Here is a 25,809-nt window from a genome sequence, read left to right on the forward strand (position 1 = left end):
GCCTGCGCGCCTCAAAAGAGAAAGCCCGGCGCGGGAGGAGGGGCACCGGGCTTTCGATTCTGATCGGCAACTGGGGGAGGAGGGTTGCCGATCCCACGATAGAGCCGGGAGGAGGAGGCTCCATCGATGAGTCATACAATGGTGTTGCGGTGCAGCGCCTTCAAGTCCGAGAGGCGAGATTTTCCAGAGCGGAGTGAGGAAAAGTCTGAGCGGTTTTCCACCCGCATCCCGCTCCAAGTTTATTAGAAGCGATCACGTTTATGATCCAGACGGCAACAGTGCCGACGTTTGGGCACGCATGGACCGTTGAGCGGCACCGCTCATCGAAGCGATGCGCTTGCATTCGCCGCCGTCTGCGCCAGATTCAGAGGACCGAACAGGAAGGAGGCAGCCATGGCGGAGGATCGCAGAGCGGCTCTGGTCCGGATCACTGGAAGGGTGCAGGGCGTCGCCTTCCGCGTCTGGACCCGCGACGAAGCGGCACGGCTTGGCCTGGCGGGCTGGGTCCGCAACGAACACGACGGCTCCGTCACCGCCCTGATTGCTGGACCCGAGGCGGCGATTTCGATGATGCTGAGCCGGTTCTGGAAAGGCCCGCCCGCCGCACGGGTGTCAAACGTCGAGAGCGAAGATGCGTCGTCCGTGCATGCGCCCGTGGGGTTTCAAATCACCGATTGACGCGATGCTCCACAGCGCCGCCTACGGCTTGTTTCCCTCAATCGGAACCGATTTAAGGAAGTGCTACAGCACCGTGCGTCTGAAGAGACGCACGGTGCTGAAGGTACCCGGCGCGGGTCATACCCGCTCCAGCGCCACGGCGATGCCTTGGCCGACGCCGATGCACATGGTCGAGAACGAGTAGCGCCCGCCGGTCTCGGCGAGTTCCAGTGCCGCCGTTCCGGTGATGCGCGCGCCCGACATGCCAAGCGGATGGCCGAGCGCGATCGCACCGCCGTTGCGGTTGACGCGGGTGTCGTCGTCGGCAATGCCGAGCTCGCGCAAAACGGCCAGTCCCTGGCTCGCGAAGGCCTCGTTGAGTTCGATCACGTCGAACTGCTCCTGCCTCATGTCGAGCCGAGCCATCAGCTTGCGGGAGGCGGGGATCGGGCCAATGCCCATCACCCGCGGCGGCACGGCCGCCGAAGCGCCGCCGAGGATACGGGCGATCGGAGTCAGTCCGTGTTTTCTGGCCGCTTCCTCCGAGGCGATGATGAGCGCCGCTGCACCGTCGTTGACGCCGGAGGCGTTGCCGGCGGTGACCGTGCCGCCTTCCCGGAACGGTGCCTTTAGTTTGGCAAGCGCTTCCATCGTCGTTGCCCGGGGGTGCTCGTCCCTGTCGACGACGACGGGTTCGCCCTTCCTCTGCGGAATGGTGACCGGGACGATCTCCCTGGCAAGGCGGCCGTTCGCTTGTGCCGCCGCGGCCTTCGCCTGGCTACGCACGGCAAAAGCATCCTGGTCCTCGCGGGCAACTTTATAATCCTCGGCGACGTTCTCGCCGGTCTCCGGCATGGAATCGACGCCATACTGCTTCTTCATCAACGGGTTGATGAAGCGCCAGCCGATTGTGGTGTCGTGGATCTCGGCATGTCGCGAAAAGGCGCTGTCGGCTTTCGGCAGCACGAAGGGCGCGCGCGACATGGATTCGACGCCGCCGGCGATCATCAGTTCGGCTTCGCCCGACTTGACGGCGCGTGCCGCGGTGATGACAGCGTCCATGCCCGAGCCGCAGAGGCGGTTGATCGTCGTGCCCGGAACGGAAAGCGGCAGGCCGGCGAGAAGCAGCGACATGCGTGCGACGTTGCGGTTGTCCTCGCCCGCCTGGTTGGCGCAGCCGAAGATCACGTCGTCGACGGCTTCCCAGTCGACCGAGGCGTTGCGCTCCAGGAGGCTCTTGAGCGGGATCGCACCGAGATCGTCTGCGCGCACCGAGGACAGCGAGCCGCCGAAGCGGCCGATCGGCGTGCGGATATAGTCGCAAATGAAAACATCGCGCATCAGGCGGCTTCCTTATCCTTGTCGGTGCCCTGATGGGCCTTCTTGGTGCGGGCGTTGATGTCGCGCAGCACCGAAAGTTCCGTTTCCGTCGGCACCGGCGTCTCGATGATCGTGTCGGCGAATTTGATCGCCCAGCCGCAGTTTTCGACGATCTCATCACGCGTGACGCCGTGATGGATCGAGACGACGGTGAGTTCCTTCGTCTCGGCATCGGGCTCGAGGATGCAAAGATCGGTGATGACGCGGGTCGGTCCCTGCGTCTTCATGCCGAGCCGTTCGCGGTGGTCGCCGCCTTCGCCGTGGCCCATCGAGGTGATGAAGGGTAGCTTCTCGACGAAACCGCGCTTCGAGAGTGCCATGGTGATGAAGATACGGCCGCAGTTGGAGGCGATCTCCGGCGCACCGCCGCCGCCCGGCAGGCGGACCTTCGGGTGGTCGTAGGGGCCGACCACCGTCGTGTTGAGATTGGCGAAGCGGTCGATCTGCGCGCCGCCGAGGAAGCCGGTCGTGATGCGTCCGCCCTGCAGCCAGTAGCGGAACATTTCCGGCACCGAGACGGTGAAGAGTGCTGTATCGCAGAGCTCGCCGTCGCCGATCGACAGCGGCAGCACGTCCGGCTTGGTGCCGACGGTGCCGCTTTCGTAGATCAGCGTGATGTCCGGCGCATGCGTCAGCCGGGCGACGTTGCAGGCCGCCGACGGCGCGCCGATGCCGACGAAGCAGACGTCGTCATTGGAAAGTTCGCGCGAGGCGGCAATCGTCATCATTTCCGTGGGTGTGAAATCCGTCATCGTCGCCTCCTCACGCGGCCTTTGCCGACTTTGCGGCATGTCTGGCGAAGTCCTCGGGCTTCGCGTCGAGCACGTTTTCCTTGATCCAGGCGGTAAACGTTTCACGGTCGCGGGCGATCTCGTCCCAAGCGATGTAGAAGGCGTTGGAGCGTGGATAATAGCCGTGCGCATAGGAGGGGAAGGCGCCGCCCGGCACATGGACGACTGCCGTCACGGCCCACGTCGGCAGCACGACCGAATTCGGGGAGGGCGGGTTAAGCTCGTCGACGATCTCCTCGACGGTCACGATCGAGCGCGTGGCGGCAAGGACTGCTTCCTTCTGCACGCCGACGATGCCTTCGAGGAGCACATTGCCCTTCCGGTCAGCCCGCTGTGCGTGGATGATCGTCACGTCCGGACGGATCGCCGGCACGGCGGCAAGCACTTCGCCGGTGAACGGGCAGGTAACACTTTTGATGTTCGCATTTACCTTCGGCAGGTCGGCGCCGATATAGCCTCTGAGCATTGCGAAGGGCAGGTTTGTGGCGCCCGCCTCATAGGCGTTCGCCATCGCCGCGTGTGAGTGTTCCTCGATTTCCAGCGGCCGCGGCCATTGATTTTCGACCGCATCGCGGAACCGGTGCAGCGAGCCGACGCCGGGATTGCCGCCCCAGGAGAATTTCATGCCCCGTGCGGCGCCGACGCCGATCAACTGGTCATAAAGAATGTCCGGCGTCATGCGGACGAGGAAGAGGTCCTTCCTGCCCTGGCGGATCACCTCATGGCCGGCGGCATAGGGAATGAGATGGGTAAAACCTTCCATGGCGACGGTGTCGCCATCCTTCACGTTCTCGGCGACCGCCTGGGCGAGCGACAATATGCGAGCCATCCTGGCCCTCCTCCGTTGATGTTGCCGAATTTCCAGGCAGGGGGACCCGCGGTCCGCCTGGCTTTCGTCATCGGCGATGGCGGAAATAAGCGCTCGTTTCAGCCTATCGTCAAATATTTTGTGCGATATTTGACATTTGTTCATATATCGCACAAATAGAGATGAACAAACGAGGTGAGTGAATCATGCGGGAAACGGATTTCGTCAGCGGCTTTGCCCGAGGGCTGAAGGTCATCGAGGCCTTCGGAGAGGCGCAGCCGCGCCTGACGATCGCAGAGGCTGCCAAGATCACTGATCTCGACCGTGCGACGGTGCGGCGCTCGCTGCTCACGCTTTCCGAGCTCGGCTATGCCGACTACGACGGCAAGTTCTTCACTCTGACGCCGAAAATCCTGCGGCTCGGCCACGCCTACCTGTCGGCGACACCGCTGCCGGCGCTCGTCCAGCCCTATCTCGACCAGCTTTCGGAAAAGGCCGGCCAGAGCGCCTCGGCCTCGGTGCTCGACGGCACCGAGGTGGTCTATGTGGCGCGCGCCTCGCAGCGGCGGGTGATGTCGATCAACCTGATGCCGGGATCACGCCTTCCCGCCTATTGCGCCTCGATGGGCCGCGTGCTGCTCGCCGCGCTTCCTGAACCGGAAGCGCGCGAGGTCCTGAAACGCACGGACCTCCGCGCCAACACGCCGCGCACGAAGACCGATCCGGAGGAGTTGGTGGCGGAACTCAACCGGGTTCGCGAACAGGGCTACGCGGTCATCGATCAGGAACTGGAGCTCGGCCTTTGCTCGATCGCAGTGCCGTTGATGAACGCGCGCGGCCAGGTGGTTGCGGCGCTCAATATCGGCGCGCCGGCCGCACACGTCGCAGCCTCCGAACTTGCTGGGCGTTACCTGCCTTTGCTCAAGGAGACGCAAGCGGCGCTGCGGCCGCTTGTGCAATAGTGTGGCCAAAAATCGGACGCCGCGCACACGGCTCGATTTCCGGTTTGGATGGAGAGCCGAAAGTTGAGGCAGCCATCGTCTATGACAGAATCGCCGACGAGGCCGCCTATCCATTAGCGTCTTGAACGTCCGCCAACGTACCCGATTGCGAACATCACACTCAGAAAGAAGTTCACCTCAAATTGCTCTTTGGAAACAGCACGCGATCGGGTTTTGCGTTCATTCGCGCCAGCATTTCCTTGATTAAGCGTGTCTTGGTGCGCCCCGCTTCCTTCGGCGGCACGAGGTAACGCACGATGGCCTCGAGCCAGGTGTTTTCACTGACGCGAAAATGAACCACGGGATGCTCCTTCACTTCGAGTTCGTCCACCGGCGTTTTCGATAGGATGTGCTTATAGACCTTCACCTTTTGACTCATGATGTCCCCGAGCTGCTCTTCCACGACCTCTCTCATGGTTAGCGCTACGAATTCCAAATCACTTTCATACGCCAGCTGGAACTTGATTTCGTTCCAGACATAGGGAAACAGCGGCCAGGAATAGTTGAAGACCGGCGTGTCAAACACGGTGGAGTTCGGAAACTTGATGATGCGTCCGCTCGGATGATCAGTCCAAAGATACTCGCCACCGAATTCCCATAACGTCGTGTCGAGATAGCTGACATCAATGACATCGCCATGGGCGTCGCCGATTTGAATGCGGTCACCAACGCGATAAGGCGCCCTGGCCAAAATATAAATCCACGCGATGAAACTGGAGATGGGCATTTGCAGTGCAAAGCCGAGAATCAATGAAATCAGGCCAAGCGAAACAACCGCGCCGTACCAGTTCACAAATAAAACTGAAATGGCCACGAAGACGATGGCGATGACGACGAGCAATCGAAAAATTCGTTTCAGGTTAAAACGCGAAACACGATTGGGAATTCGGCCTATCAGAAAGACTTCGATAACATTCGCCACGGTCAGCAAAACGAAAATGACAAGGCCGCCCCTGACGTAGTTCCGCACGCGGACCTGCAAAGCCGCGTCAAGCCATTCTATGCGCCAATTGAGCAAAACTTGGATGCCAAAAAGCAGCAAGGCGGCGGCAGCGAAGCCAACCGTCCACCACACGTCTGCTTTGCGGAAGCTGAAGCGAAATTTTTCCTCGGGCTTTTTCGCCTTCTGCTGCATCTTTTTTGGATCTGCAGTCTGTTGCGCAGCCCGTTCGAGCCGGGAAAGGTTCTCCTGTTCCTTGTCGCGTCGTTCCATGGGTTTTCACCCCGATGTGGCCATTCACGCCCAGCCAGTGCCTTCTCGTTCCTCGACGACGGCCTGCCGGTGGCGCCTCGCCATATGGCAAGGTTTGAATGGACAGTCCGGGCAAGCCGGTCGTTGTTTCGCAGGCCCATGCCTGACCAAATTCGTCCGCACGGCCTAAGGCAGCAAGTAATCCATTATACCATCATCAAACGCCAAATATGGGCACTTGCCTCTCGCACTCCATTCATGAGTGGCATTCGCTGAGCCGATGGCTACCGTCGGCAATGGGTCGAAACCGGCAAATCGGTCTCAAGCGTCAAGGCTTCACCACTAGAACCGCTTCGCGCCGCCTCATCAGGCCATGTTCGCCCTTATGCTGCATTGCGGCAAATATCGCTCGATCGGCCATGAATTCACCAAAACTTCGCGACAGAACGCTATTGCGGATTGTCCGTCGGGAACGGAATACCTCTGCAAGCGGCAAGTCGGCCGGCATCACCTCCCAATGTCTGGCGAGACCTCCAACGGGGATGACAGAGCATGAAAGTTGTAGTCGAAAACACCGTCTGCTTGAACACGGGCGACGCGGCCATTCTTTTCGCGATCAGGCATATCCTGAAATCGATATTGGGCGAGAAGGTCGAATTCCTGGTGTTCGACAGCCAGCCGGAAGTCGCCGCGCGACTGTATCCGAAAGAACAATATCCCGACATCGAGCTTCGCAAACTCCCGTCTGAATCGATCTTCAAGTACAAATACGACGACAACACCGTCAAGAATGCGCTGAAGCAGGTCTATAACCAGGCCGTGTTCCACGCCTTGCGTCATCTTGGCAGCGGCAATTATCTCGACCGGCGCTTCTTCAGCGACGAGGACCGGAAGAGCCTTGCGCTCTACAAGGACGCCGATCTGGTGATCACCACCGGTGGCACCTATCTCGTCGAGAACTATTCGCTCGAGCGGCGCATCAACCAGTTCAAGCTTGGCGAGATGTTCGGCAAGAAGACGATCTTCTTCACCCAGTCGCTTGGCCCGTTCGAGAAGCCCTACAATCTCCGGATGCTGCCGCCGATTTTCGCCCGCAGTCCGCTGATCCTCCTGCGCGACGCGCGGTCGCGCGACCATATCCTCGATCTCGTCGACGATCCGTCGAAATGCCATGTGGTCGCCGATTCTGTCTTCGCTCTTGCGGAGGTGGAGCGCATCAAGGCGCTGCTGATGATCGGCCGCCCGGCACCGACGGGCCGCGTCGGTATCTCCGTGCGGCATTGGCATTACGTCAAGGGCGGCGACGGCGGCATGGGCCGATACATCGATTCCGTCCGCGAGGTCGCGACGAAGCTCGTGCGCGACCACGGCAAGAAGGTCACCTTCATTTCGACCTGCCAGGGCGTGCCGGAATATGCGCATGACGATTCGAAGACGGCGAACCTGATCGTCTCGGGACTGGCGCCCGAAATCGCGGAGCACGTGTCGGTCGACGCGTCGTTTCACACGCCGGAACACTTGATGGCAACCGCCAGAGGGCTCGATTTCGTCGTGGCGACGCGCATGCACATGATGATCATGTCGCTTTGCGTCGGTACCCCGGTGCTGCCGATCGCCTACGAGTTCAAGACCAAGGAAGTCGCCAAGCGCGTCGGCGTCGACGAGGTGCTGCTCGATATCGATACGGTGACGCCGGAAGAGGCGAGCGGCAAGCTCGACCGCTTCGTCGCCAATCTCGACCATTACCGCGAGACGAGCCTCAAGGCCGTGCTCGAGGAGCACGCCTCGGCGATGTCGGCGGCGGACCTGCTCCGCCCGCTTCTTGCGAACCTACCGGCGAATGGCGCCCATAGCCTTCGAAAGGACGTCGAGCAAGACTTTGCGCGGCTGGCGTAGGGCGAGCGCGAAGACGAGCGCCAGTCCGTAGTTCAGGCAAATCGCGGAAGCGAGGGCGAGGATGTCCGAGCTTCCGGTCAGGGCTTCCGGCAGCAGCCGGTAGCCGATCCAGGCCGCCAGGGCCGACACGAGAAAGAGGCCCTGGACGTAAAGGAAATCCATCGCCGAGACCGGCCCCACCCGTTGCAGCAGCCAGGCAAGCACCGGGACGCGCAAGAGGTAGCCGCTGATTGCATAGGCGGCGGCGACACCGGTCGCGCCCCATTGCAGGCCGACGACAAAGGAAAGCACCGTCGTCAGCGACGAATATATGCCCCAGCGGAACATCGTCTTCGTCTCGCCCTGGCAGATGAAGATCCAGCCGGTGGTGCTGGAAACCGGTTGTATCAGGCTCGCGATGCCAAGCCAGGCGAAGATCGGCGCAACCGCCAGCCACTGCTCACCGAAAAGGATGCTGACCGTTGGTTCGGCGGCTACGGTCAGCGCCGCAATGCCGGGCATGGTGACCGCGGCGAGCAGCCAGTTGGTGCGCATATAGATATCGCGAAACCGGGGCTTGTCCTCCTGGATGCGGCTCATCAGCGGAATCATCACGCGCGACAGAGGCTGGGTGATGTTCTGCAGCGGGAACAGGAGAAGCTTGTAGGCGCGGTCGTAATAGCCGAGCTCGATCGCCCCGGAATACTTGCCGATCAGGACATTGTCGAGGTTGCGCGAGAAGAAGTTGACGAGGTTGAAGCCGGTGAGATTGGCGCCGAACGAGATGATGTCGCGGTCGATTGCAAACGCCGGCCGCCCCGGCATCCAACGCGTGGCCCACCATGCGGCGAGCAGGGCGATCGCCGCGGACGCCGCGGGCCCGATAACGAGCGACCAGTAGCCGAGGCCGAGATAGGCGGCGCCCGCAGTGACGAGAAGGCCCACGACTGCGGCATAGACATCGTTCAACGCCAGCTGCCCGAACTTCAGGTGCCGGTTCATCAAAGCGAGCGGCAGCGCTGCCAGGCTGCCGAGAAGCAACGGCAGCGCTGCGGCAATCGCAATGGCCGTCATGCGCTGGTCGCCGTAGAAAACGGCAATTGCCGGAGAAAGCGCGATAACGACGAGCGTGCAGACAACGCCAACGAGCGTACTGATCCAGAAGACGTGATTGAGCTCTCTCTCCCCGATTTCCTTGCGCTGGATGACCGCCTGCTGAAGCCCGAGATTCTGAAAAAGCCCAACGAAGGCGACAACGGGGCTGACCGATGCGACGAGGCCGAAGTCCTCCGGTGCCAGCAAACGTGCAAGCACGACGACGGAGACGAACTGGATGACCATGCGAATGGCCTGGGCGCCACCCGTCACCAGCCCGCCACGAAGTGCGAGCCGACCGAATTGGATGTTTTCTGCGTTCAAGCGACCTGCCTCGACTGGGGCAACTCCAGGAAAAGCGGGTAACTCATCCGGAATTGCGTCGTTTCAAAGGGTTCGAGCGTTTTTCTGTTCCGCGAACTGTGAATGTTCTGGACCGCGACGATTTCGGGTCGATCGCCCCAAATCGTAAAACCGCGATCGATCCTAGCGAGTTAGAGCAATGCGAGTGGAAATCGCATGATCGCCTTCCGCTCTGGCGAATCGGCTGAGGATTTCGGCGAAATCGTTGTCGAGCGCTTCCATGTCGAATTCGGCCTCGACCTTCTTCCTTGCCTGAAGCGCTATGCCCTCGCATTGCTCGGGATGCTCCGCGACGAAGCGCAGCCGGCTTGCAAGCGTCTCGACGTCTCTTTCGTCGGCGAGGAAGCCCGTCTTCTGATCCTCGATCAGTTCGGGAATGCCGGAATGGTTGGAACTCACCACCGTCAGGCCGGCGGCCATCGCCTCCATCAGCGCGACAGGGATGCCTTCGACATCGCCGTTCTTGGCCGTGACGCTCGGCAGCACGAAGGCGTGCGAGCGCCGCAGCCACTCCTTGACGTCCTGGTGCGCGAGGCTGCCGAGGAAAGAGACCTGCTCAGCGATGCCGAGCTCCGAGGCGAGCGCCTCCAGTTCTCGCCGCAAGGGACCGTCGCCGATGATCGTGTAGCGCCAGGCGAGTTCCGGCGCGACGGCACGCAGCCGCGCGAGCGCGCGCAGCGCGTACTCCACGCCCTTTTTCTCGGCCAGCCGGCATACTGAAATCAGTTGCAACGGAGCCCCGCGCCAGGATTTCCATTGATAGGGGATCTTCTTGAGATCGATCCCCATGTGGTGCACGGCAACCTTGGCTTCCGGTGCTCCGGCCTCCACCAGAACGCGGCGAAAGAAGCCATTCACGGTGAGGTTCAGCGCGCCGTATTCGAACAGGTCGTTGTATCGGCCGAGCCCCCGCTCCTGGAGCGGTACCCCGACGTCGTAGCCGTGGAAGATCGTGACGATCGGCGGCTTCAGCCGCTTCCATTTTTTCAGCCGCGCGGCGCGAGCGCCGTTGTGCCCGAAATGGGCGACGAGGACATCGCATTCATTCAGGCGGTTGACCGACGATATGTCGAGCGCGGTGGAGACCTTGTCGCGAAGTCTTGCCGGTAGCCGCTCGATGGCCGCACGCGTGCGCGCCGCGGCGCCCCACCAGTCACGGGTTCGCGCCAAAAGGGTCGCGAGCGGCTCCTGCCGTCGATCCGCGAAGTTATAATCCGATATCCCGTTGCAGACGACATCGACCTCGAAGCCGCGACGCAAGAGGCCGGCCATCTGGCCGATGACGAAGGTTTCCGAAAGCGACGGAAACTGACCGACTATGAAACCGACACGCATGCTTGCGGTCTCAGGAGGCCTTGAGTGCAGAGGCGCGGCTCGCGGCAGCGCGATCCAGAACCTCGAGGAATGCCGCAAACTGGCGGGCGGGCTGCATCAGCGGGCGCTCGGCGAATTTCGAGGCCGCTGCCGACAGCCGTTCGTACTCGGCATCGTCGCTCCACAGACGACGGATCGCGCCGGTCCATTCCTCGAGTGGTCCATCGTGGTCGAGGAGGATGCCGCCTTCGCCGATTGCCTCCGGCAATCCTCCGCGCGTCGATCCGACGACCGGAATGCCGCTGCAATGGGCCTCGGACGCCACCCGGCCCCAGGCCTCTTCCCATTTGCTTGGCGCAAGCAGGATCTTCGTCCGTCCATAAACGGTCTTCATGTCGCTGGTGCGGCTTTCGAGCCGCACGTTCTTCAGCGGCGCGATGATCTTCTCGATTTCCGCCCTGTGATCGTCGGCGAGCTTCCAGCTTTCGACGAACAGGAAAGGAATGTCGGGGCATTGCTCGGCGATGCGAACCGCCAGTTCGAATCCCTTCTCGCTATAGGGATTGATGAAGGTCACATATTCGCGCGTCGTCGGCGTCTTGTAGGTTTCGGGATTGATCGTCGGCGGGATGACCACCGAATCGATGCCGTATTTCTGCTTGTAGGTCCGGGCGGTGAATTCCGAATTCGCGATGTAAAGGGCGGACGTCAGTTCCCTGAGATCGCCGGCGAGCTCGTGAAATTCGACATTTCTGAGATAGATCACCAGCGGCACATTGTGCACCTGCAGCGCCTTTCCGATCGGAACCGATTTGTGGCACTGCACAACGGCAACATCGGGGCGGAGCTTGTTGACGGCGAAAGTTGCCGCATCCCACGGATGCCAGGCCCGAACGACGGGATAGCCGGGAAAGCTGTCCATCACGCCACGCTCTCCGGACAACTTAAGCTTGACGCGCGCCTTGAAGCCGAACATGCCGTCGCCGAACAATGCGGCCAATACGCCGGCCTCATGACCACGGTCACGCAACTGCTGGACGAGGTGGTGCGTGCTCGACTGAACGCCGCCGCTGAACTCCGGATAATAACCGTTTCCGCCGGCAAACAGGACCTTCATACCGCTTCTCCTTCATCAGACATTTCGCCGTGAGCGTGGGGCTGCACCTCACCCGAACGGGCGAGGCGAAAAGGCATCAACTCCAGAATGACGGCAATTGTAGGGTCGGTCGCCCCTGGGTCGGCGCAACCTGCGATATCAGGCCGCACCCGAGCAAAGGCCATCGGGCTGGCGCGGGATTATGGGAGTTTCCGAAAACATATCCATCCAGCCGCAAGAAAGCAGTCCTCCACCGAGCAGGGTGACCGTGCGAGACAGGCGCGCAGCATTGCTGCACTGCAGCAGAGACTGTCACGGCGGGAGCAGATAGTCAATCGATGCTCACCCTATCGATTTAGCTCAAATGTGGTACTGGCACACGCCCGAACCGCTCGCTTGACGCCGTGGCGTTTCGAGCCTCAAATCGTCTCCACAAGCTAAAAAGAACAACGGCGGGTGCATCATGGCGAATGACGAACCGATACCGGAAACGAAACTGACGTCGACCAAGCGGCAGTGGGCGGCGGGGGGCAAGTTCCTGACGGGGCGCGTCGCGCGCCCGGAGACCGACCGACTGCCGCCCGGCCAGCATCTCGTCAAGGATTGGCCGGTTCTGGATCTTGGACAGCAGCCGCACATTGCGCTGGAGACCTGGCGGCTTGACATGACGGGCCTCATCGAGAAGCCGTTGTCGCTCGACTGGAAGGCGTTCCAGTCGTTGCCGCAGAGCGACAGTCTTTCCGACATACATTGTGTGACGACCTGGTCGCGCTACGACAATCGCTGGCAGGGCGTGCTGACGCGCGACCTTCTCGACCAGGTGATGCTGAAGCCCGAGGCAGAATATGTCCTGCTTACGAGCTATGACGGCTATACCACCAATCTTCCGCTTATCGACTTCGCGGCAGAGAACGCGATACTCGCGACGAGTTGGGAGGGAGCACCGATCAGCCGCGCCCATGGCGGTCCGCTGCGCCTCATCGTGCCGCACCTCTATCTCTGGAAAAGCGCCAAGTGGCTGACGCGGATCGATTTCCGCGCGGCTGACAGGGCCGGTTTCTGGGAGCGGAACGGCTATCATATGCGCGGGAACCCGTGGCTTGAGGAGCGCTATTCCGGCGATTGATGCGGAGGCCGCCTTCGGAAATGCAACCGGCGAATTTTGATGCTACAGTCGCTGGTTGAGAGGCGTTTTTTGCGGCAATCATTCCATTTTCGGGAGGAAAGCATGCGCAGTCTGAGCTTGAAGAGCCAGTCCTTTGCTTTGATATTCGCGCTTGGAGTCGTTTCGCCGTGGACGGCGCAGGCTGCGTCGCCGGAGCCGGTCAAGGCCGAGCATGGCATGGTCGTTACCGCCCAGCATCTTGCCTCCGATATTGGCGTGGAGGTTCTGAAGAAGGGTGGTAACGCTATCGATGCGGCGGTTGCGGTCGGCTATGCGCTCGCCGTGGTCTATCCGACGGCGGGCAATATCGGCGGCGGCGGCTTCATGACCATCCGCTTCAAGGACGGCAAGACCACCTTTCTCGATTTTCGCGAACGCGCGCCGCTCGCCGCCACCAAATCGATGTATCTCGATGACAAGGGCAATCTTGTCAAAGGCTTGAGCACGGAAGGCTATCTCGCCGTCGGCGTACCCGGTCCGGTGATGGGTTTTGAGCACGCGCGCAGCCGCTACGGCACGCGCCCGCTGCAGGACCTGATCGCGCCGGCGATCAAGTTCGCCAAGGATGGCTTCGTGCTGGAGCAGGGGGACATCGACTCGTTCGACGGTGAAACCGAGCGGCTGGCGAAGGATCCGGCGGCGGCGGCGATCTTCCTGAAACCCGACGGCAAACCCTTTGCCGCCGGCGAGAAGCTGGTTCAGGCCGATCTGGCCGCCTCTCTGTCAAGCATCGCGGAGAAGGGGCCGGACGCCTTCTACAAGGGGGCGATCGCCGACGCGATCGTCAAGGCGAGCGCGGAGAAGGGCGGTATCCTCGCCAAGAAGGATTTCGAGCAATATGCCGTTCGCGAGCTGGAACCGGTCAAATGCAATTACCGTGGCTATGACATCGTTTCCTCGCCGCCGCCATCGTCGGGCGGCGTCATCATCTGCGAGATCCTCAACATTCTCGAGGGCTATCCGCTTTCCTACCTCGGCTACGGTTCGGCCGAGACGGTGCACGCGATGATCGAGGCCATGCGGCATGCCTATGTCGACCGCAACACCGCGCTTGGCGATCCGGACTTCGTCGAAAATCCGGTCAGCAAGCTCACCGACAAGGGCTATGCGAAGGAAATCCGCGCGAAGATCGAACCGTTCAGGGCGGGCGTCTCGCAGGCGCTGATGCCGGCGGGTTTCGCCGAGAGCAAGGAGACGACCCATTATTCGATCATCGACGACGAGGGAAATGCCGTCGCCGTCACCTATACGCTGAACGGTTCCTTCGGCGCCGGCATAGTCGCGCCCGGAACCGGGATCCTGCTCAACAACGAGATGGACGATTTCACTGCCAAACCCGGCGCGCCCAATCTCTACGGCTTGGTCCAGGGCGAGGCGAACGCGATCGCGCCCGGCAAGACGCCGCTCTCGTCGATGAGCCCGACGATCATCTCAAAGGACGGCAAGCCCTTCATGGTGATCGGCAGCCCCGGCGGCGCGCGCATCATTACCATCACGCTGGAGGCGATCCTCAATGTCATCGACCATGGCATGAACATTCAGGAGGCGGTCGATGCGCCGCGTGTCCACCATCAGTGGCTGCCGGACAAGGTGTTCATGGAGCCTTACGCGCTCTCGCCGGATACCCGCAAGCTTCTCGCCGCCATGGGTCACGACGTCGAGATCGACGAAAGCTGGAAGATCTGGGGACAGGCAGCCGGCATTCTCGTCGGCGGCGAAAACTTAGCCGAGATCGAAGCCGGGGGCGGCGCCCGCTACAACGGCGCCGTCGACAGCCGCATCGGGGCAGGCGCGGCGAGAGGATATTAGGGCAGCCGCGATGTCCTGAGCTTTGCCTGCTCGAACTTCACTGGTTATCGAACATGCCCCTTGGGAAGATCGCTGCGCAGCAGGCCGTAAATTGCCGTGTCCCAACGCTCGTCGCCGACTTTCACCGACGAGCGCCGGATGCCTTCTTCGATAAAGCCGAGACCGCGATAGGTGCGGATTGCTGCCGCGTTAAACGTGTAGACGTTGAGTTCCAGCCGCTCGAAAGCAGCAACTGCAAAGACACGCCGAACGACGAGCGTCAAGAAGGGGAGTGCGAGTCCTTGGCCGCGAAACGAGGGATTGATGGCGACGCGGCTGAGCCGGGCGACGCCGTTTTGCCAGTCGAGGGCGACCTGCGCGTGGCCAGCGACGACTCCTCGCACCAGAGCGGAAAAGATCCAGCGCTTCGGCTGCCGCCCGGTCGTCTCAGCCACCATCGCCTCGATCTGGTCCTTGTCGAGCGGAAAGCGGACATCCGGACCGCCCCATTGAATGAGCGATCGCAGCGTCGGGAACCAGGTCGGCAGCTCCCGGGCATGGTCCTCCGCGAAATTTTCGATCTGCAGTTCTGTTTTGGTCACGATAGTCGGCGCTGAAAACGTTGGGTTCGCCATTCTCGGTATCGATCCGCGAATGTAAAGCGCCGCTTTTCCTACTGCATGTTTCCTTAAATCGTAGTCGTATTGAAGGATAAAACATGCAGCAATTCAAAGTGCTGCAGCGCGTCTGAGAAGACGCGCGGCGGTGTAGCCCAGCGTTCAGCCCTTCGGCGTCACCATCCCGGCCGCCTCGCGGATCGTCTGCATCAGGATTGAGAGCGGCAAGGAAGGGATCGCGTCGGTGCGCACGGTGAGGCCGACGGGCCCCTTGGTCTCGCTGGTGTCGATCGGCAGCGTCGCCAGCACGCCGTCGTCGATATCCGTCGCGACGACGCCGGTCGAGATGATCCAGATCGCATCGCTCAAACGCACGAACGCGCGACCGAAGGCAGCGGAGACCGTCTCGATCTGGTTCGGCAGGCTGGCGATGCCGTTGGCGATCAGCAGGCGTTCGACGAAGGGGCGAATGATCGACGCGCGGGTGGGCATCAGCACCGGATAGTCCCCAAGATGGGCGAAAATCGACTGCTTGCCGGAGAGCAGCGGGTGGCCGATGCGCACAGCAAAGACCACCTGTTCGGAATAGAGGTGCTCGAAGGAAAAGCCGGTCATCTTGTCGGGCGCGGCCAGCCTGCCGACGACGAGATCAAGGTCACCGACCCGCAACTGCTCCAGGAGCACCGCATTTTCGCCGGTAACGATCTTGATGCGGGCGCCGGTTTCCTCCTCGAGAAAGAGCGCCATCGCGCGCGGCATGATGCGCGTCGAAACGGTTGGAAGCGCGCCGATCCGGATGGCCGGGCCGTCGCCGGAGCGTTCCTGCGAGACCGAGTCGAGGCCTTGCCGGAGCGCTGTCAGCGCCGCGCCGGCGTGACGGAAGAAAACCTCGCCGTAGCGGGTAATCCTGATGCCGCGCCCCTCGCGCTCGAACACGGCAACGCCCAGCACCTCCTCCAGTTCCCGGATCGTCTTGGTAACGGCCGGCTGGCTGACATGCAGGAGTTCGGCCGCTTTCATCACGCTCTTCTGGCGTGCGACCTCGACAAACGTCTGCAGATGGCGAAACTTGATACGAGCGTCGTTCATGAGATCCATAACCCAGCAGTTAATGGAAAGCCATAAAATATCATTTCACCTAACCAGATCAAACATCCTATTGATGACGGAGGAGATCTGTTGTGCAATTCGCCCGTATCAACGACATAACAATTCATTACCAGGTCATTGGAGCGACGGGGGAAAAGCCCGTCCTTGTCTTCGCCAATTCGCTAGGCACCGATTTCCGCATCTGGCGCGACGTCGTCGTGCGGCTTGCCGGCGAATTCGCGATCGTTCTTTACGACAAGCGAGGCCATGGCCTTTCCGATGTCGGCCCGGTCCCCTGTTCGATCGAGGATCATGCGACCGACCTCGCTGCCCTGCTCGACCTGCTTTCCGTCCGCGGCGCGATCATCTGCGGGCTTTCCGTCGGCGGCCTGATCGCGCAATCGCTTTATCAGCGCCGCCCGGATCTGGTGCGTGCGCTGGTGCTTTCGGACACGGCGCACAAGATCGGCACGGCGGAGATGTGGAACGCGCGCATCGCCGCGATCGAGGCCGACGGTATCGAGGCGGTCGCCGACGCCATACTCGAGCGCTGGTTCACGCCGGCTTTCCGGCGGCCGGAGAATGTCGCTTTCACCGGCTATCGCAACATGCTGATCCGGCAGCCGGTGGCGGGCTACATTGGTACTTGCGCTGCCGTTCGCGACGCCGATTTCACGGAGGCGGCCAAGAAGATTGCCGTTCCCGTGCTGTGCGTCGTCGGAGAGGACGACGGTTCGACGCCGCCGGACCTCGTGCGCTCGACGGCTAGGCTTATCCCCGGCGCACGCTACGAGGTGATCCGCGAAGCTGGTCATATCCCCTGCGTTGAACAGCCGGAGATCCTGACCGCGATCCTCCGGCCATTCTTCGAACTCGTCATGCATGGAGACAAAGATGAGTGACGCCACAGCGCTGTCGAAGCGCTATCGAGAGGGCATGGCGACGCGCCGTGCCGTTCTCGGTGATAATCATGTCAACCGCGCGCAATCGGCATCGACCGATTTCGACCAGCCCTTCCAGGAACTGATCACCGAAGCTGCCTGGGGCCATGTCTGGTCGCGCCCGAATTGGACAAAGCGAGAGCGCTCGATCGTCACCATTGCGCTGCTGGCCGCGCTCGGCCAGGACGAGGAAGTGGCAATGCATGTCCGCGCCACGGCCAATACCGGTGCGAGCCGCGAGGATATCTGCGAGGCGCTGCTGCACGTCGCGATCTATGCCGGGGTGCCGGCGGCGAACCACGCGATCAAGATCGCCAAGGAGGTCTTGGCTGAGATGGATGCCGGCAGGGCGGCTTGAGAGGAGCAACGACAATGTCGGATCGACGGAACCACAAGCCCGAAACGGGCGCCTTTTTTCAGCGTGATCGTGACTGGCACGCGCCGGCCTTTACCCCCGGCTACAAGACCTCCGTCCTGCGCTCACCGCAAAAGGCACTGCTTTCGCTCGACGGCACGATCTCCGAGATCACCGGCCCTGTCTTCGGCCATTCGATGCTTGGCGAGCTCGACAACGACCTGATCCACAACTTCGCCAAACCCGGCGAGAGCGCGATCGGCGAGCGCATCATCGTGCATGGCCGGGTGCTCGACGAGCGCGGCCGTCCGGTGCCGGGTGCCTTGCTCGAATTCTGGCAAGCGAACGCCGGCGGGCGCTATCGGCACAAGAAGGAAACCTATCTCGCAGCTCTCGACCCGAATTTCGGCGGCTGCGGCCGGACGATCACAGACGACGAAGGCTATTATTTCTTCCGGACGATCAAGCCCGGACCCTACCCCTGGCCGAACGGCGTCAACGACTGGCGGCCGGCCCATATCCATTTCTCGGTTTTCGGGCATGGTTTCGCCCAGCGGCTGATCACCCAGATGTATTTCGAGGGCGATCCGATGATCTGGAAATGTCCGATCGTCAACACCATCCCCGATCGCCGGGCAATCGAGCAACTGATCGCGCCCCTCGACTGGGCCAACACGATCCCGATGGACGCCCGCGCCTATAAGTTCGACATCGTGCTGCGCGGACGCCGCTCGACGTTCTTCGAAAACCGGCCGGAAGGCAACTGAGGGAGCAACCGATGGTTCAGGATCTTGGTTATCTCAAGGAAACTGCCTCGCAGACCGCCGGGCCCTACGTCCATATCGGCCTGACGCCGAATTTCTGCGGCATTCCCGGCGTCTACAAGTCCGATCTCGGCACCTCGATGATTAACGACAAGACGCGCGGGCAGCGAATTACCGTCAGGGGCCGCGTGATCGATGGGGCCGGGATGGCGCTCAAGGATGCGCTCATCGAGATCTGGCAGGCGGATTCCGGCGGCCTTTACAATTCGCCCGCGGAAATGCGCGGTACGGCAGACCCGAATTTTGCCGGCTGGGGCCGGTGCCCGACCAGCGCCGAGGACGGCGTCTTCACCTTCGAGACCATCAAGCCGGACCGGGTGCCGTTCAAGGACGGTCGGTTGATGGCACCGCACATCACCTTCTGGATCGTTGCACGCGGCATCAATATCGGCCTTCACACCCGGATGTATTTCCCGGACGAGACGGTGGCGAACGCCGAAGATCCGCTGCTTGCCCGAATCGAGCATCGTCATCGCGCCGAGACGCTTGTCGCCGCGGGCGCGGCGCCTAGTTATACATTCGACATTCATCTCCAGGGCGAGAAGGAAACGGTCTTCCTGGACATATGATCATCGCGTGGCATCCTAGAGCATCCCGCTGGCAAGTCGAACCACTGAAAGCGGATAAGATGCTCTGGAATCAAAGTGCTAGAGCGTCCTTTGGGCACTTGTACGCACGGCGGTCTAGCCCGCGTTGTTTCGTGCCTTTGACGCCGCTGTTTACGCCTCCTGCATGTTTCCTTCAATGGTCGCGGATTTAAGGATAAAAACATGCAGCAAAGTGCTACAGCGTCCTTTTGCGCTTTAAGTCAATATGACGTGCGGCGCTGTAGTGCGGGAACACGGGATCCTGGAGATGTGGAATGACCTACTCGGCCTTTGATCATCCCTATCTCTCTGGTCTTCTTGGGGACGAGGCGGTGGCGGCGGAGTTTTCCGCTGCGGCCGATATCCGCGCCATGCTTGCCTTCGAGGCGGCGCTCGCGCGGGCCGAGGCCGAACACGGGATCATTCCGCGTTCCGCGGCCGACCGCATCACCGAAGCCTGTCGCGCCTTTTCCCCGGACGTCGTCGCGCTGCGCCGCGCGACGGCGGCAGACGGCGTCGTCGTTCCTGAGCTGGTCCGGCAGTTGCGCGCAGCAGTCGGAGGCGAGGCTGCAAACCACGTGCATTTCGGAGCTACCAGCCAGGACGTTATCGACACCAGCCTGATGCTGCGGCTGAAGGCGATCGCCGAACTCTTCAGCTGCCGTCTCCGCGACGTCGTCGCCGTCCTTGAAGAATGCGACCGGCAATGGGGATTTCGTCCCCTCATGGGACGTACGCGCATGCAGGCGGCGATCCCGGTCACGGTTTCGGATCGCCTGCACACATGGATCGAGCCGCTTCTCGACCACCAGGACCGCCTCGAAGCCATGGACCGTGACCTGTTCGCCGTGCAGTTTGGCGGCGCCGCCGGCACGCTCGACAAGCTCGAGGACAAGGCCGACGCCGTTCGCGAGACGCTCGCCGAGGAGCTTGCGCTGGTCGACTGCCCGCAGTGGCACAGCCAGCGCTCGGCGGTGGCGGATTTCGCCAATCTGCTGTCGCTGATCACGGGCAGTCTTGGCAAGTTCGGCCAGGATGTGGCCCTGATGGCGCAAAACGGGGAGGAGATCGTGCTTGCCGGCGGCGGCGGCTCGTCCGCCATGCCGCACAAGCAGAATCCGGTTGCAGCCGAAGTGCTTGTCACCTTGGCGCGGTTCAATGCGACCCAGCTTGCGGGCGTGCATCAGGCGCTCGTTCATGAGCAGGAACGCTCCGGTTCAGCCTGGACGCTCGAATGGTTGATCCTCCCGCAGATGGCCGGTGCGACGGCGGCTGCCACCAGGCTTGCGGCGGAACTGGCGGGCAATATCAGGCGCCTGGGCGGGGCGTGAACCGCTGCTCGCCTGTCGGCGGCATCTTCTCGATCTAGGCTTGGGACGTTGCACCGTTTCCGGGGTCTTGCTTGCGGCGGCACAAAGAGGAGCGGGATGCGTCGGCGTAACACGGTCGCAAGAAAATCGGAGACCGTCAATTGGGCACGAAAGATCGCGACCGCCGCATGGGCTATGAAGATGCAGTGCCCATCGCCGAACTCCTCTTGAACCCGCGCGGTCCGGGCTCGGACGACTTCTCTCTGCTTGAATTCATGGAGCTTCGGGGCAACCGGATGCTTGGCAGCGAAATCGCACGCATTCCGATGCCAGCCACCGTCTCCTGAGCGATCATAGCACCGGCCCGATATCTGCTGCGGTCCACGCTGCAGTCACCTAATTAAGGCGCAGCCGTGCGCCAAGTGGCGAGGTGAGCTAACAGCCTTCCATAAGATTGATAATTTCTGTAGAAATAATCATCAAGCCGCGAAACCATTGTCCATGATGAGCGTTTTTAGCAGGGACTTCGGTCGGTCTTGGCGGATACGTTACGCATTTCCGATACTGACAAGGGACAACCGATCAGGGAGACGCGGTTGCTTTACGATGTCGCTGTTGTCGGCTCTGGATTTTCAGCGATCGCGGTGACGATCAACCTGCTCCGGCTGCTGCCAGCCCCCACGTCGATTGCGATCGTCGGCGATGACCCCGGGTTTGGAAGGGGCACTGCCTATCGGACGGAATTTTACGTCCATCGCTTGAATGTTCCTGCCGGCCGCATGAGCGTCTTTCCCGAGAGGCCGGACGATTTTGTCGAATGGCTTCAGGAGCATATGCGGCAGGTTTCGGCGGATGGTTTCGCCTCACGCGGAGACTATGGCCTCTACTTGCGCGACCGGCTTGCATCGTTGTTGCGCGATCACGAGCGGCGCGCGAAGGTTGATTTCGTCAAGGCAAAGGCGACTGACTGCATTCATTGTAGCGAGGCAGGACTTGTCTTTCATCTCGACAACGGCGCCGAACTCAGCGCGAGAAACGTTGTGCTCTGTCTCGGCATCGGCAATGCCGATCTGCCGCTCGCCTCTGGGAAAGTCGACGCCGCCGCTGAAAGTCGCATCGTGCGCAATCCTTGGCGGCTGAGCTGGCTCTCGAGGGTCGGCCCGAGCGACACGATCTGTATTCTCGGATCCGGATTGACGATGGTCGATCAGGTGCTTGCCTTGCGGGTTCACGGCCATCGGGGACGTATCCGTGTGCTGTCGCGCCGTGGCCTTCTTCCGCAGGCGCACCCGCCGGCCGACCGCCGGGCGGCGGCCGTCGAGCCGGAGCTCGGACGTTCGCGAGAGATCAGCGTCCTGCTTGCACGCTTTCGCAAGCAGGTTCGCGACGGTGCCGATTGGCGCGGTCTGATGGACGGCCTGAGACCCGTGACGCAAAAGCTGTGGCAGGAATTGACGAAGGAGCAACGTGCGCGGTTCCTGCGCCACGGCCTGGCGTGGTGGAACGTCCACCGCCATCGGATCGCCCCGGAAATATCTTCGCGTTTCGAGCCCTTGAAAAGAGATGGCATCGTTACCGTCCACGCCGGTTTTCTGGAGGCGATTGAGGAAGGGCCTCGCGGTGCATTGGTCTCCTACCTGGAAAGGCAAAGCCACCGGCCCCGATCCTTCAATGCGGATTGGATCGTCAACTGCACCGGCATGGAGCGGGCCGGCGTCGCGCACTCGCCGCTGCTTCGCAAGATGCAGCGGCAGGGGCTGATCAGCCCCGACGAGCTCGGACTAGGCCTTTCTGTCGACCAGGGCTCCCGCGTGCTTGATCAGCAGAAAGAGCCACAGCCTGGGCTTTACGCGGTCGGCGCTTTGACGGCGGGCCAGTTCTGGGAAATCACCGCGGTTCCGGATATCCGCGTCCAGGCGCAACGTGCGGCAAGTGCGATCGCTGCCACGTTGCGGGGGTGATGCGACCGGCACGCGTCGTATCCAGGCGTCAATGCATGATACCGCTGAGCGCGTCCTTTTACGATCGGGGTTGAGCGCCGACGTCGGTTCGTCGAAGTGCTTGATCCCCTTTTATCGTTGTTGTCAGGTTTCCATGCGGTCTTCGGCATTGCGGGGGCGTTCCGCGATCGCTTCGACGATCGGCTCGAGATCGGTCCAGAGGTCTCCTTCGTCTTCCAGGCCGATGCTGATGCGAAGGATGGTGCCTGGGTGGGCGTTTCCGTCGGTCGCGCGCGTGACGGTCATGGGAGCAAGCAGGCTGTGGGTGCCGCCCCAGGAGGCTCCGATGGAGAAGGTCTTGGCCGCGGTGAGATGGCCGGGGAGCGCGTCTTCCGCGTAAGGCGGGATGATGACGCTGAAGACACCGCTCGAGCCCGCGAAATCCCGCTGCCAGTATTCGTGGCCCGGGCAATCCGGCAGTGCAGGGTGAAGCACGAGATTCGCCGGGACACGCGACGCGATGCGCTTGGCGAAATCTGTAGCCACCCGGCCGGAATGGGCAAGGCGCACGCCCATCGTTTCCAGGCCGCGCAGCGCCAGCGCGCAATCGTCGGGAGAGACGCCGATTCCGATCATGCGCGTCGTGTCCTTGAGCCGCCGATGGAGGTCGACGTCCTTCACGGAGATCGATCCCATCAGCAAGTCGGAGTGGCCGCCCACATATTTCGTCAGCGCCTGTGACGAAAAATCGATGCCGTGCACCAAAGGCTTGAAATATAAGGGCGTCGCCCAGGTATTATCGCAGCCGGTCAGCACACCGCGCGCCTTGGCTGCGGCCACGATCGCCGGAATGTCCTGCACCTCCATCGTCGTGGAGCCCGGGGACTCGGTCCAGACGAGCCGGACGCTGTCGTCGATGAGATCGATGATGCCTGCGCCAATCATCGGGTCGTAGATGCGGTGATTGATCCCGCGCGGCTTGAGGTGGTGCTCGCAAAAATCAGCGACGGGCGGATAGGCGGTGTCAGGGATCAGAACGGTGTCACCCGGCATCAGGACGGAGAGGAAGACGATGGTGATCGCCGCCTGTCCCGATGGAACGAGCACCGTGCGGAGGCCCTGTTCGAGTTGGCTGAGCGACGCTTCCAGCGTCCGGGACGTCGGTGTGCCGTGCAGGCCGTAAGTATAGCCGTCCGGTCCGCGGTATTTCCGGTTGGCGTAGGCTTCGGCACTGTCGAACACGATCGTGGATGCCCGGTATGTCGGGATCGCCAGGCTTGCGAAGCCTTCGTGGGAGACCTGTGGCCGTTTTACGCAGAGCGTCTTGTCGCGCATGTCATGTCCTCGTTCAGCTTTCGAGACAAGTCTTGACATGCAGATCCTAGAAGGACAATTGACGAACATGCCTAAGTCCATGCCAAAACCTTATGGGACAAGACCGTGAACTTCCGCCAGATCGAAGCGTTTCGCGCTGTCATCATCACCGGCACGGTATCTGCGGGTGCCGAACTGATGGGGATCACCCAGCCGGCCGTCAGTCGCCTCATCGCGGAACTCGAAACGTCCACCGGTTTCGCCCTCTTCGACCGTGTGAAAGGCAGGCTGGTACCCACGCCCGAGGGGCAGATTTTCTATCGCGACGTGGAGGCCAGCTTCCGCGGACTTGATCGGCTGCGATCTTCGGCCGCCCGCATCCGCGATTTCGGCTCCGGGCACATCCGCGTCGCAAGCCTCGCCGCAGCGGGTTCGACCATCGTGCCGCGGGCCGTCCGCAAATTCCGCGAAACGCACCCCTCGGCGATCGTGACCCTCAGCATCATGACATCCGCAGCCGTCCGCAACCATGTGGTGGACGGGGAATTCGACCTCGGGCTCGCTGCGGACGAGGTCGACCTTTCCGGTGTCGGGCATCAGGTATTCGGCAGCTTTCCGGCGCTTTGCGCCATGCCGGCGGGCCACCCGCTCGCCGTCAAGAGCGTGATAGGACCGCAAGACTTCGACGGCGTCGATTACGTCGCGCTTTCGCCGGAGGACAGGGCGCGCCTCCAGTTCGATCGCTTGTGCGCGGAAGCAGGCGTGCGGCCAAATCTCGTCATCGAAACCCCGTTCGCGATCACCGCTTGCGCGCTTGCCCTCGAGGGGGTTGGCGTCGGAATAGTCAACCCACTCGCAATCGACGGTTTTGCCGAAAGGGGGCTTATTTTCCGTCCCTTCGAGCCGGCGGTCTACTTCAAAAGCTATCTTCTATTCCGGCCGGACATGCAGAAGGCGAGCCTGGTTCGGGCCTTCGTCGCGGCTTTGCTGGACGTCAGGAACACCAGACACTCGGCAAGTTCGACAGGGGCTGACCGCCCTCCATTGACTGACGAGACTAGCCCGGCAATCGCTGGCCAGTCTTAGGCTGCCGCGGATTTGCGAGTGGTGGTGCGCGGGCGATGATGAACGCAATCGCCAGGACCGTTATGCAAAGCCCGGCGGTAAAAGCCGTGACGCCCTCCCAGCCCCACTCGCTCCACATCACTCCACCCGCAGAACCAAGCAGGCTCGAACCGGCGTAGTAACCGAAGAGACAAAGGGCGCTTGCATAGCCGCGATTGTCGAAGGCTCTTCTGCTGACCCAGCTCGACGCGACGGTATGCGCCCCGAAAAACCCCATGGTGACAATGCCAATCGCTGAAACGATGAGCCAGAGCGGAGAGGGCGCAGTCATCAGCAGGCCGATCAGGAGAACGACGACGGGTCGCCAGAAAGTCGGGCGCACGCCGATCCGGCCCGCCAGCTTCCCGAACCAGGCGGAACTTGCCGATCCGAGCATATAGAGCAAGAAGATCGCGCCGATCTCGGCATGGCTGAGAGCATAGGGTTCGACAGCCAGCCGATACGGTGCGTAGTTGTAGATCGTGACGAAGGCTCCCATCATGAGGAAGCCGGTGCCATAGAGCATCAGCAGAACCCGGTCGCGAAGCACGCTTGCATAACCGCCGAGGAAGCTCCGAAGGGAATGGCGTTGCGGCTGAAATGCGCGCGATGGGGGGGCGCTGACACAAAAGACGATCGCGGCTGCCGCGCTGAAGAGACCTATCGAGGCAATCGCCCACCGCCAGCCGAGCCACTCGGTGGCGACCGCCGCGCCAAGCCGGCCAATCATCCCTCCGAACGCCGAACCCGCGATGTAGAGCCCCATGGCGGGACCGATGGTGGCAGGCTCCACCTCTTGGGCAATGTAGGTCATCGCAACCGCAGGCACGCCTGCGAGCGCGATCCCGGACAGACAGCGCAGCAGGAGCAGGCTTTCCCACGTCGGTGCAACCGCCGCCATGGTTCCGAAGAGTGCGGCGGAGATCAGCGAATAGATCATCAATGTCCGACGCCCGATCCGGTCCGAGAGCCAGCCGGCAGCCAGAATCCCGATCGCCATCGGACCGGTCGCCAGCGAAACTGCAAGGCTCGAATTCTCGGGCGAGATCCCGAACGTCGAGGAAAACTCCGGTAGAAGCGGCTGGACGCTGTACAAAAGCGAGAAGGTCGCGAAACCAGCCATGACCATCGCGGTGGCGAGGCGTTTGTACTCCGCCGTTCCGATCTGAATGAGGTCGTCGTTCTCCATTGCTCATCCTCTGT

At 61.8% G+C, this 25,809-nt stretch carries 24 protein-coding genes; 13 read left to right on the plus strand and 11 right to left on the minus strand.

The features are described from left to right. Positions 1–393 precede the first annotated feature (393 nt). The gene (locus tag FKV68_RS25805; protein WP_180943368.1) at positions 394–678 is read left to right on the plus strand and encodes an acylphosphatase; all 285 of its coding nucleotides are present in this window, start codon (positions 394–396) and stop codon (positions 676–678) included. Between the two features lie 117 nt (positions 679–795). On the opposite strand, the gene pcaF is transcribed toward FKV68_RS25805, so the two are convergent. Genes pcaF through FKV68_RS25820 form a run of 3 tightly spaced genes read right to left on the minus strand, consistent with a single transcriptional unit; the run spans position 796 to position 3,657 of the window. After that, a complete protein-coding gene (gene pcaF / locus FKV68_RS25810; RefSeq protein ID WP_180943369.1) occupies positions 796–1,998 on the minus strand; it encodes a 3-oxoadipyl-CoA thiolase in 1,203 nt (400 codons plus the stop codon). Then, the gene (locus FKV68_RS25815) at positions 1,998–2,789 is read right to left on the minus strand and encodes a CoA-transferase subunit beta (RefSeq protein WP_180943370.1); all 792 of its coding nucleotides are present in this window, start codon (positions 2,787–2,789) and stop codon (positions 1,998–2,000) included. The genes pcaF and FKV68_RS25815 overlap by 1 nt, the downstream gene beginning before the upstream one ends. A 10-nt stretch (positions 2,790–2,799) precedes the next feature. After that, complete coding sequence (locus tag FKV68_RS25820) at positions 2,800–3,657, minus strand: CoA transferase subunit A (protein ID WP_180943371.1); 858 nt, start codon at positions 3,655–3,657, stop codon at positions 2,800–2,802. 185 nt (positions 3,658–3,842) lie between these two features. On the opposite strand from FKV68_RS25820, the gene FKV68_RS25825 reads away from it, so the two are divergent. Beyond that, positions 3,843–4,598 carry an IclR family transcriptional regulator gene (locus tag FKV68_RS25825; protein ID WP_180943372.1) on the plus strand — a complete coding sequence of 252 codons (756 nt, stop codon included), beginning with the start codon at positions 3,843–3,845 and terminating at the stop codon, positions 4,596–4,598. A 172-nt stretch (positions 4,599–4,770) separates the two neighbouring features. Here FKV68_RS25825 and FKV68_RS25830 read toward each other — a convergent pair whose 3' ends face one another. Then, on the minus strand, positions 4,771–5,850 hold the full coding sequence (locus FKV68_RS25830) for a mechanosensitive ion channel family protein (RefSeq protein WP_180943373.1): 1,080 nt from the start codon (positions 5,848–5,850) through the stop codon (positions 4,771–4,773). Positions 5,851–6,381: 531 nt separating this feature from the next. Between FKV68_RS25830 and FKV68_RS25835 the strand changes: the two genes are divergently transcribed. Beyond that, entirely contained in the window at positions 6,382–7,725 is a 1,344-nt protein-coding gene (locus FKV68_RS25835; protein WP_180943374.1) for a polysaccharide pyruvyl transferase family protein, read from the plus strand. On the opposite strand, the gene FKV68_RS25840 is transcribed toward FKV68_RS25835, so the two are convergent. The 3 genes from FKV68_RS25840 to FKV68_RS25850 all read right to left on the minus strand — a co-directional run bounded on the left by FKV68_RS25840 (position 7,660) and on the right by FKV68_RS25850 (position 11,593). After that, entirely contained in the window at positions 7,660–9,123 is a 1,464-nt protein-coding gene (locus tag FKV68_RS25840) for a lipopolysaccharide biosynthesis protein (RefSeq protein WP_180943375.1), read from the minus strand. The genes FKV68_RS25835 and FKV68_RS25840 overlap by 66 nt on opposite strands. A 162-nt stretch (positions 9,124–9,285) precedes the next feature. Continuing rightward, entirely contained in the window at positions 9,286–10,497 is a 1,212-nt protein-coding gene (locus FKV68_RS25845; RefSeq protein WP_180943376.1) for a glycosyltransferase, read from the minus strand. 10 nt (positions 10,498–10,507) lie between these two features. Further along, entirely contained in the window at positions 10,508–11,593 is a 1,086-nt protein-coding gene (locus tag FKV68_RS25850) for a glycosyltransferase (protein ID WP_180943377.1), read from the minus strand. 442 nt (positions 11,594–12,035) lie between these two features. Between FKV68_RS25850 and FKV68_RS25855 the strand changes: the two genes are divergently transcribed. Together FKV68_RS25855 and ggt are read left to right on the plus strand one after the other, a co-directional pair. After that, positions 12,036–12,698: a sulfite oxidase-like oxidoreductase gene (locus FKV68_RS25855; RefSeq protein ID WP_180943378.1), complete on the plus strand. Its 663-nt coding sequence runs from the start codon at positions 12,036–12,038 to the stop codon at positions 12,696–12,698. A gap of 102 nt (positions 12,699–12,800) precedes the next feature. Continuing rightward, positions 12,801–14,546 (plus strand): gamma-glutamyltransferase, encoded by a 1,746-nt coding sequence (gene ggt, locus FKV68_RS25860; protein WP_180943379.1) that lies wholly within the window; start codon positions 12,801–12,803, stop codon positions 14,544–14,546. A gap of 44 nt (positions 14,547–14,590) precedes the next feature. On the opposite strand, the gene FKV68_RS25865 is transcribed toward ggt, so the two are convergent. Together FKV68_RS25865 and pcaQ are read right to left on the minus strand one after the other, a co-directional pair. Continuing rightward, entirely contained in the window at positions 14,591–15,127 is a 537-nt protein-coding gene (locus tag FKV68_RS25865) for a GNAT family N-acetyltransferase (RefSeq protein ID WP_246452755.1), read from the minus strand. A gap of 177 nt (positions 15,128–15,304) precedes the next feature. After that, positions 15,305–16,231 (minus strand): pca operon transcription factor PcaQ, encoded by a 927-nt coding sequence (pcaQ, locus tag FKV68_RS25870; RefSeq protein WP_180943381.1) that lies wholly within the window; start codon positions 16,229–16,231, stop codon positions 15,305–15,307. A 92-nt stretch (positions 16,232–16,323) separates the two neighbouring features. On the opposite strand from pcaQ, the gene pcaD reads away from it, so the two are divergent. From pcaD to FKV68_RS25905, 7 genes are all read left to right on the plus strand, one after another. Continuing rightward, on the plus strand, positions 16,324–17,133 hold the full coding sequence (gene pcaD / locus FKV68_RS25875; RefSeq protein ID WP_180943382.1) for a 3-oxoadipate enol-lactonase: 810 nt from the start codon (positions 16,324–16,326) through the stop codon (positions 17,131–17,133). After that, positions 17,126–17,530, plus strand: coding sequence for a 4-carboxymuconolactone decarboxylase (pcaC, locus tag FKV68_RS25880; RefSeq protein ID WP_180943383.1), 405 nt, complete (start codon positions 17,126–17,128; stop codon positions 17,528–17,530). The genes pcaD and pcaC overlap by 8 nt, the downstream gene beginning before the upstream one ends. 14 nt (positions 17,531–17,544) lie before the next feature. After that, positions 17,545–18,294 (plus strand): protocatechuate 3,4-dioxygenase subunit beta, encoded by a 750-nt coding sequence (gene pcaH, locus FKV68_RS25885; protein WP_180943384.1) that lies wholly within the window; start codon positions 17,545–17,547, stop codon positions 18,292–18,294. A gap of 11 nt (positions 18,295–18,305) precedes the next feature. Further along, on the plus strand, positions 18,306–18,920 hold the full coding sequence (pcaG, locus tag FKV68_RS25890; protein WP_180943385.1) for a protocatechuate 3,4-dioxygenase subunit alpha: 615 nt from the start codon (positions 18,306–18,308) through the stop codon (positions 18,918–18,920). Positions 18,921–19,213: 293 nt separating this feature from the next. Next, the gene (locus FKV68_RS25895) at positions 19,214–20,269 is read left to right on the plus strand and encodes a 3-carboxy-cis,cis-muconate cycloisomerase (RefSeq protein WP_180943386.1); all 1,056 of its coding nucleotides are present in this window, start codon (positions 19,214–19,216) and stop codon (positions 20,267–20,269) included. Positions 20,270–20,409: 140 nt separating this feature from the next. Beyond that, positions 20,410–20,595, plus strand: coding sequence for a hypothetical protein (locus FKV68_RS25900; RefSeq protein ID WP_180943387.1), 186 nt, complete (start codon positions 20,410–20,412; stop codon positions 20,593–20,595). A 249-nt stretch (positions 20,596–20,844) separates the two neighbouring features. Next, positions 20,845–22,209, plus strand: coding sequence for an FAD/NAD(P)-binding protein (locus tag FKV68_RS25905; RefSeq protein WP_180943388.1), 1,365 nt, complete (start codon positions 20,845–20,847; stop codon positions 22,207–22,209). 123 nt (positions 22,210–22,332) lie between these two features. Here FKV68_RS25905 and FKV68_RS25910 read toward each other — a convergent pair whose 3' ends face one another. Beyond that, entirely contained in the window at positions 22,333–23,523 is a 1,191-nt protein-coding gene (locus tag FKV68_RS25910) for a PLP-dependent transferase (RefSeq protein WP_180943389.1), read from the minus strand. 105 nt (positions 23,524–23,628) lie between these two features. Here FKV68_RS25910 and FKV68_RS25915 point away from each other — a divergent pair, with 105 nt between their 5' ends. Then, on the plus strand, positions 23,629–24,588 hold the full coding sequence (locus tag FKV68_RS25915; RefSeq protein ID WP_180943390.1) for a LysR substrate-binding domain-containing protein: 960 nt from the start codon (positions 23,629–23,631) through the stop codon (positions 24,586–24,588). Here the strand turns inward: FKV68_RS25915 and FKV68_RS25920 are convergent. Beyond that, the gene (locus tag FKV68_RS25920; protein WP_180943391.1) at positions 24,560–25,795 is read right to left on the minus strand and encodes an MFS transporter; all 1,236 of its coding nucleotides are present in this window, start codon (positions 25,793–25,795) and stop codon (positions 24,560–24,562) included. The two genes, FKV68_RS25915 and FKV68_RS25920, sit on opposite strands and share 29 nt — an antisense overlap. Between the last annotated feature and the right edge of the window lie 14 nt (positions 25,796–25,809).

The organism is Sinorhizobium mexicanum (genome assembly GCF_013488225.1).
Classification (GTDB): domain Bacteria; phylum Pseudomonadota; class Alphaproteobacteria; order Rhizobiales; family Rhizobiaceae; genus Sinorhizobium; species Sinorhizobium mexicanum.

Bases quoted from the DNA above. Each gene is read 5' to 3' on its own strand.
- FKV68_RS25805 (WP_180943368.1), top strand. From the start codon at position 394: ATGGCGGAGGATCGCAGAGCGGCTCTGGTCCGGATCACTGGAAGGGTG.
- pcaF (WP_180943369.1), bottom strand. From the start codon at position 1,998: ATGCGCGATGTTTTCATTTGCGACTATATCCGCACGCCGATCGGCCGC.
- FKV68_RS25815 (WP_180943370.1), bottom strand. From the start codon at position 2,789: ATGACGGATTTCACACCCACGGAAATGATGACGATTGCCGCCTCGCGC.
- FKV68_RS25820 (WP_180943371.1), bottom strand. From the start codon at position 3,657: ATGGCTCGCATATTGTCGCTCGCCCAGGCGGTCGCCGAGAACGTGAAG.
- FKV68_RS25825 (WP_180943372.1), top strand. From the start codon at position 3,843: ATGCGGGAAACGGATTTCGTCAGCGGCTTTGCCCGAGGGCTGAAGGTC.
- FKV68_RS25830 (WP_180943373.1), bottom strand. From the start codon at position 5,850: ATGGAACGACGCGACAAGGAACAGGAGAACCTTTCCCGGCTCGAACGG.
- FKV68_RS25835 (WP_180943374.1), top strand. From the start codon at position 6,382: ATGAAAGTTGTAGTCGAAAACACCGTCTGCTTGAACACGGGCGACGCG.
- FKV68_RS25845 (WP_180943376.1), bottom strand. From the start codon at position 10,497: ATGCGTGTCGGTTTCATAGTCGGTCAGTTTCCGTCGCTTTCGGAAACC.
- FKV68_RS25850 (WP_180943377.1), bottom strand. From the start codon at position 11,593: ATGAAGGTCCTGTTTGCCGGCGGAAACGGTTATTATCCGGAGTTCAGC.
- FKV68_RS25855 (WP_180943378.1), top strand. From the start codon at position 12,036: ATGGCGAATGACGAACCGATACCGGAAACGAAACTGACGTCGACCAAG.
- ggt (WP_180943379.1), top strand. From the start codon at position 12,801: ATGCGCAGTCTGAGCTTGAAGAGCCAGTCCTTTGCTTTGATATTCGCG.
- pcaQ (WP_180943381.1), bottom strand. From the start codon at position 16,231: ATGAACGACGCTCGTATCAAGTTTCGCCATCTGCAGACGTTTGTCGAG.
- pcaC (WP_180943383.1), top strand. From the start codon at position 17,126: ATGAGTGACGCCACAGCGCTGTCGAAGCGCTATCGAGAGGGCATGGCG.
- pcaH (WP_180943384.1), top strand. From the start codon at position 17,545: ATGTCGGATCGACGGAACCACAAGCCCGAAACGGGCGCCTTTTTTCAG.
- pcaG (WP_180943385.1), top strand. From the start codon at position 18,306: ATGGTTCAGGATCTTGGTTATCTCAAGGAAACTGCCTCGCAGACCGCC.
- FKV68_RS25895 (WP_180943386.1), top strand. From the start codon at position 19,214: ATGACCTACTCGGCCTTTGATCATCCCTATCTCTCTGGTCTTCTTGGG.
- FKV68_RS25910 (WP_180943389.1), bottom strand. From the start codon at position 23,523: ATGCGCGACAAGACGCTCTGCGTAAAACGGCCACAGGTCTCCCACGAA.
- FKV68_RS25920 (WP_180943391.1), bottom strand. From the start codon at position 25,795: ATGGAGAACGACGACCTCATTCAGATCGGAACGGCGGAGTACAAACGC.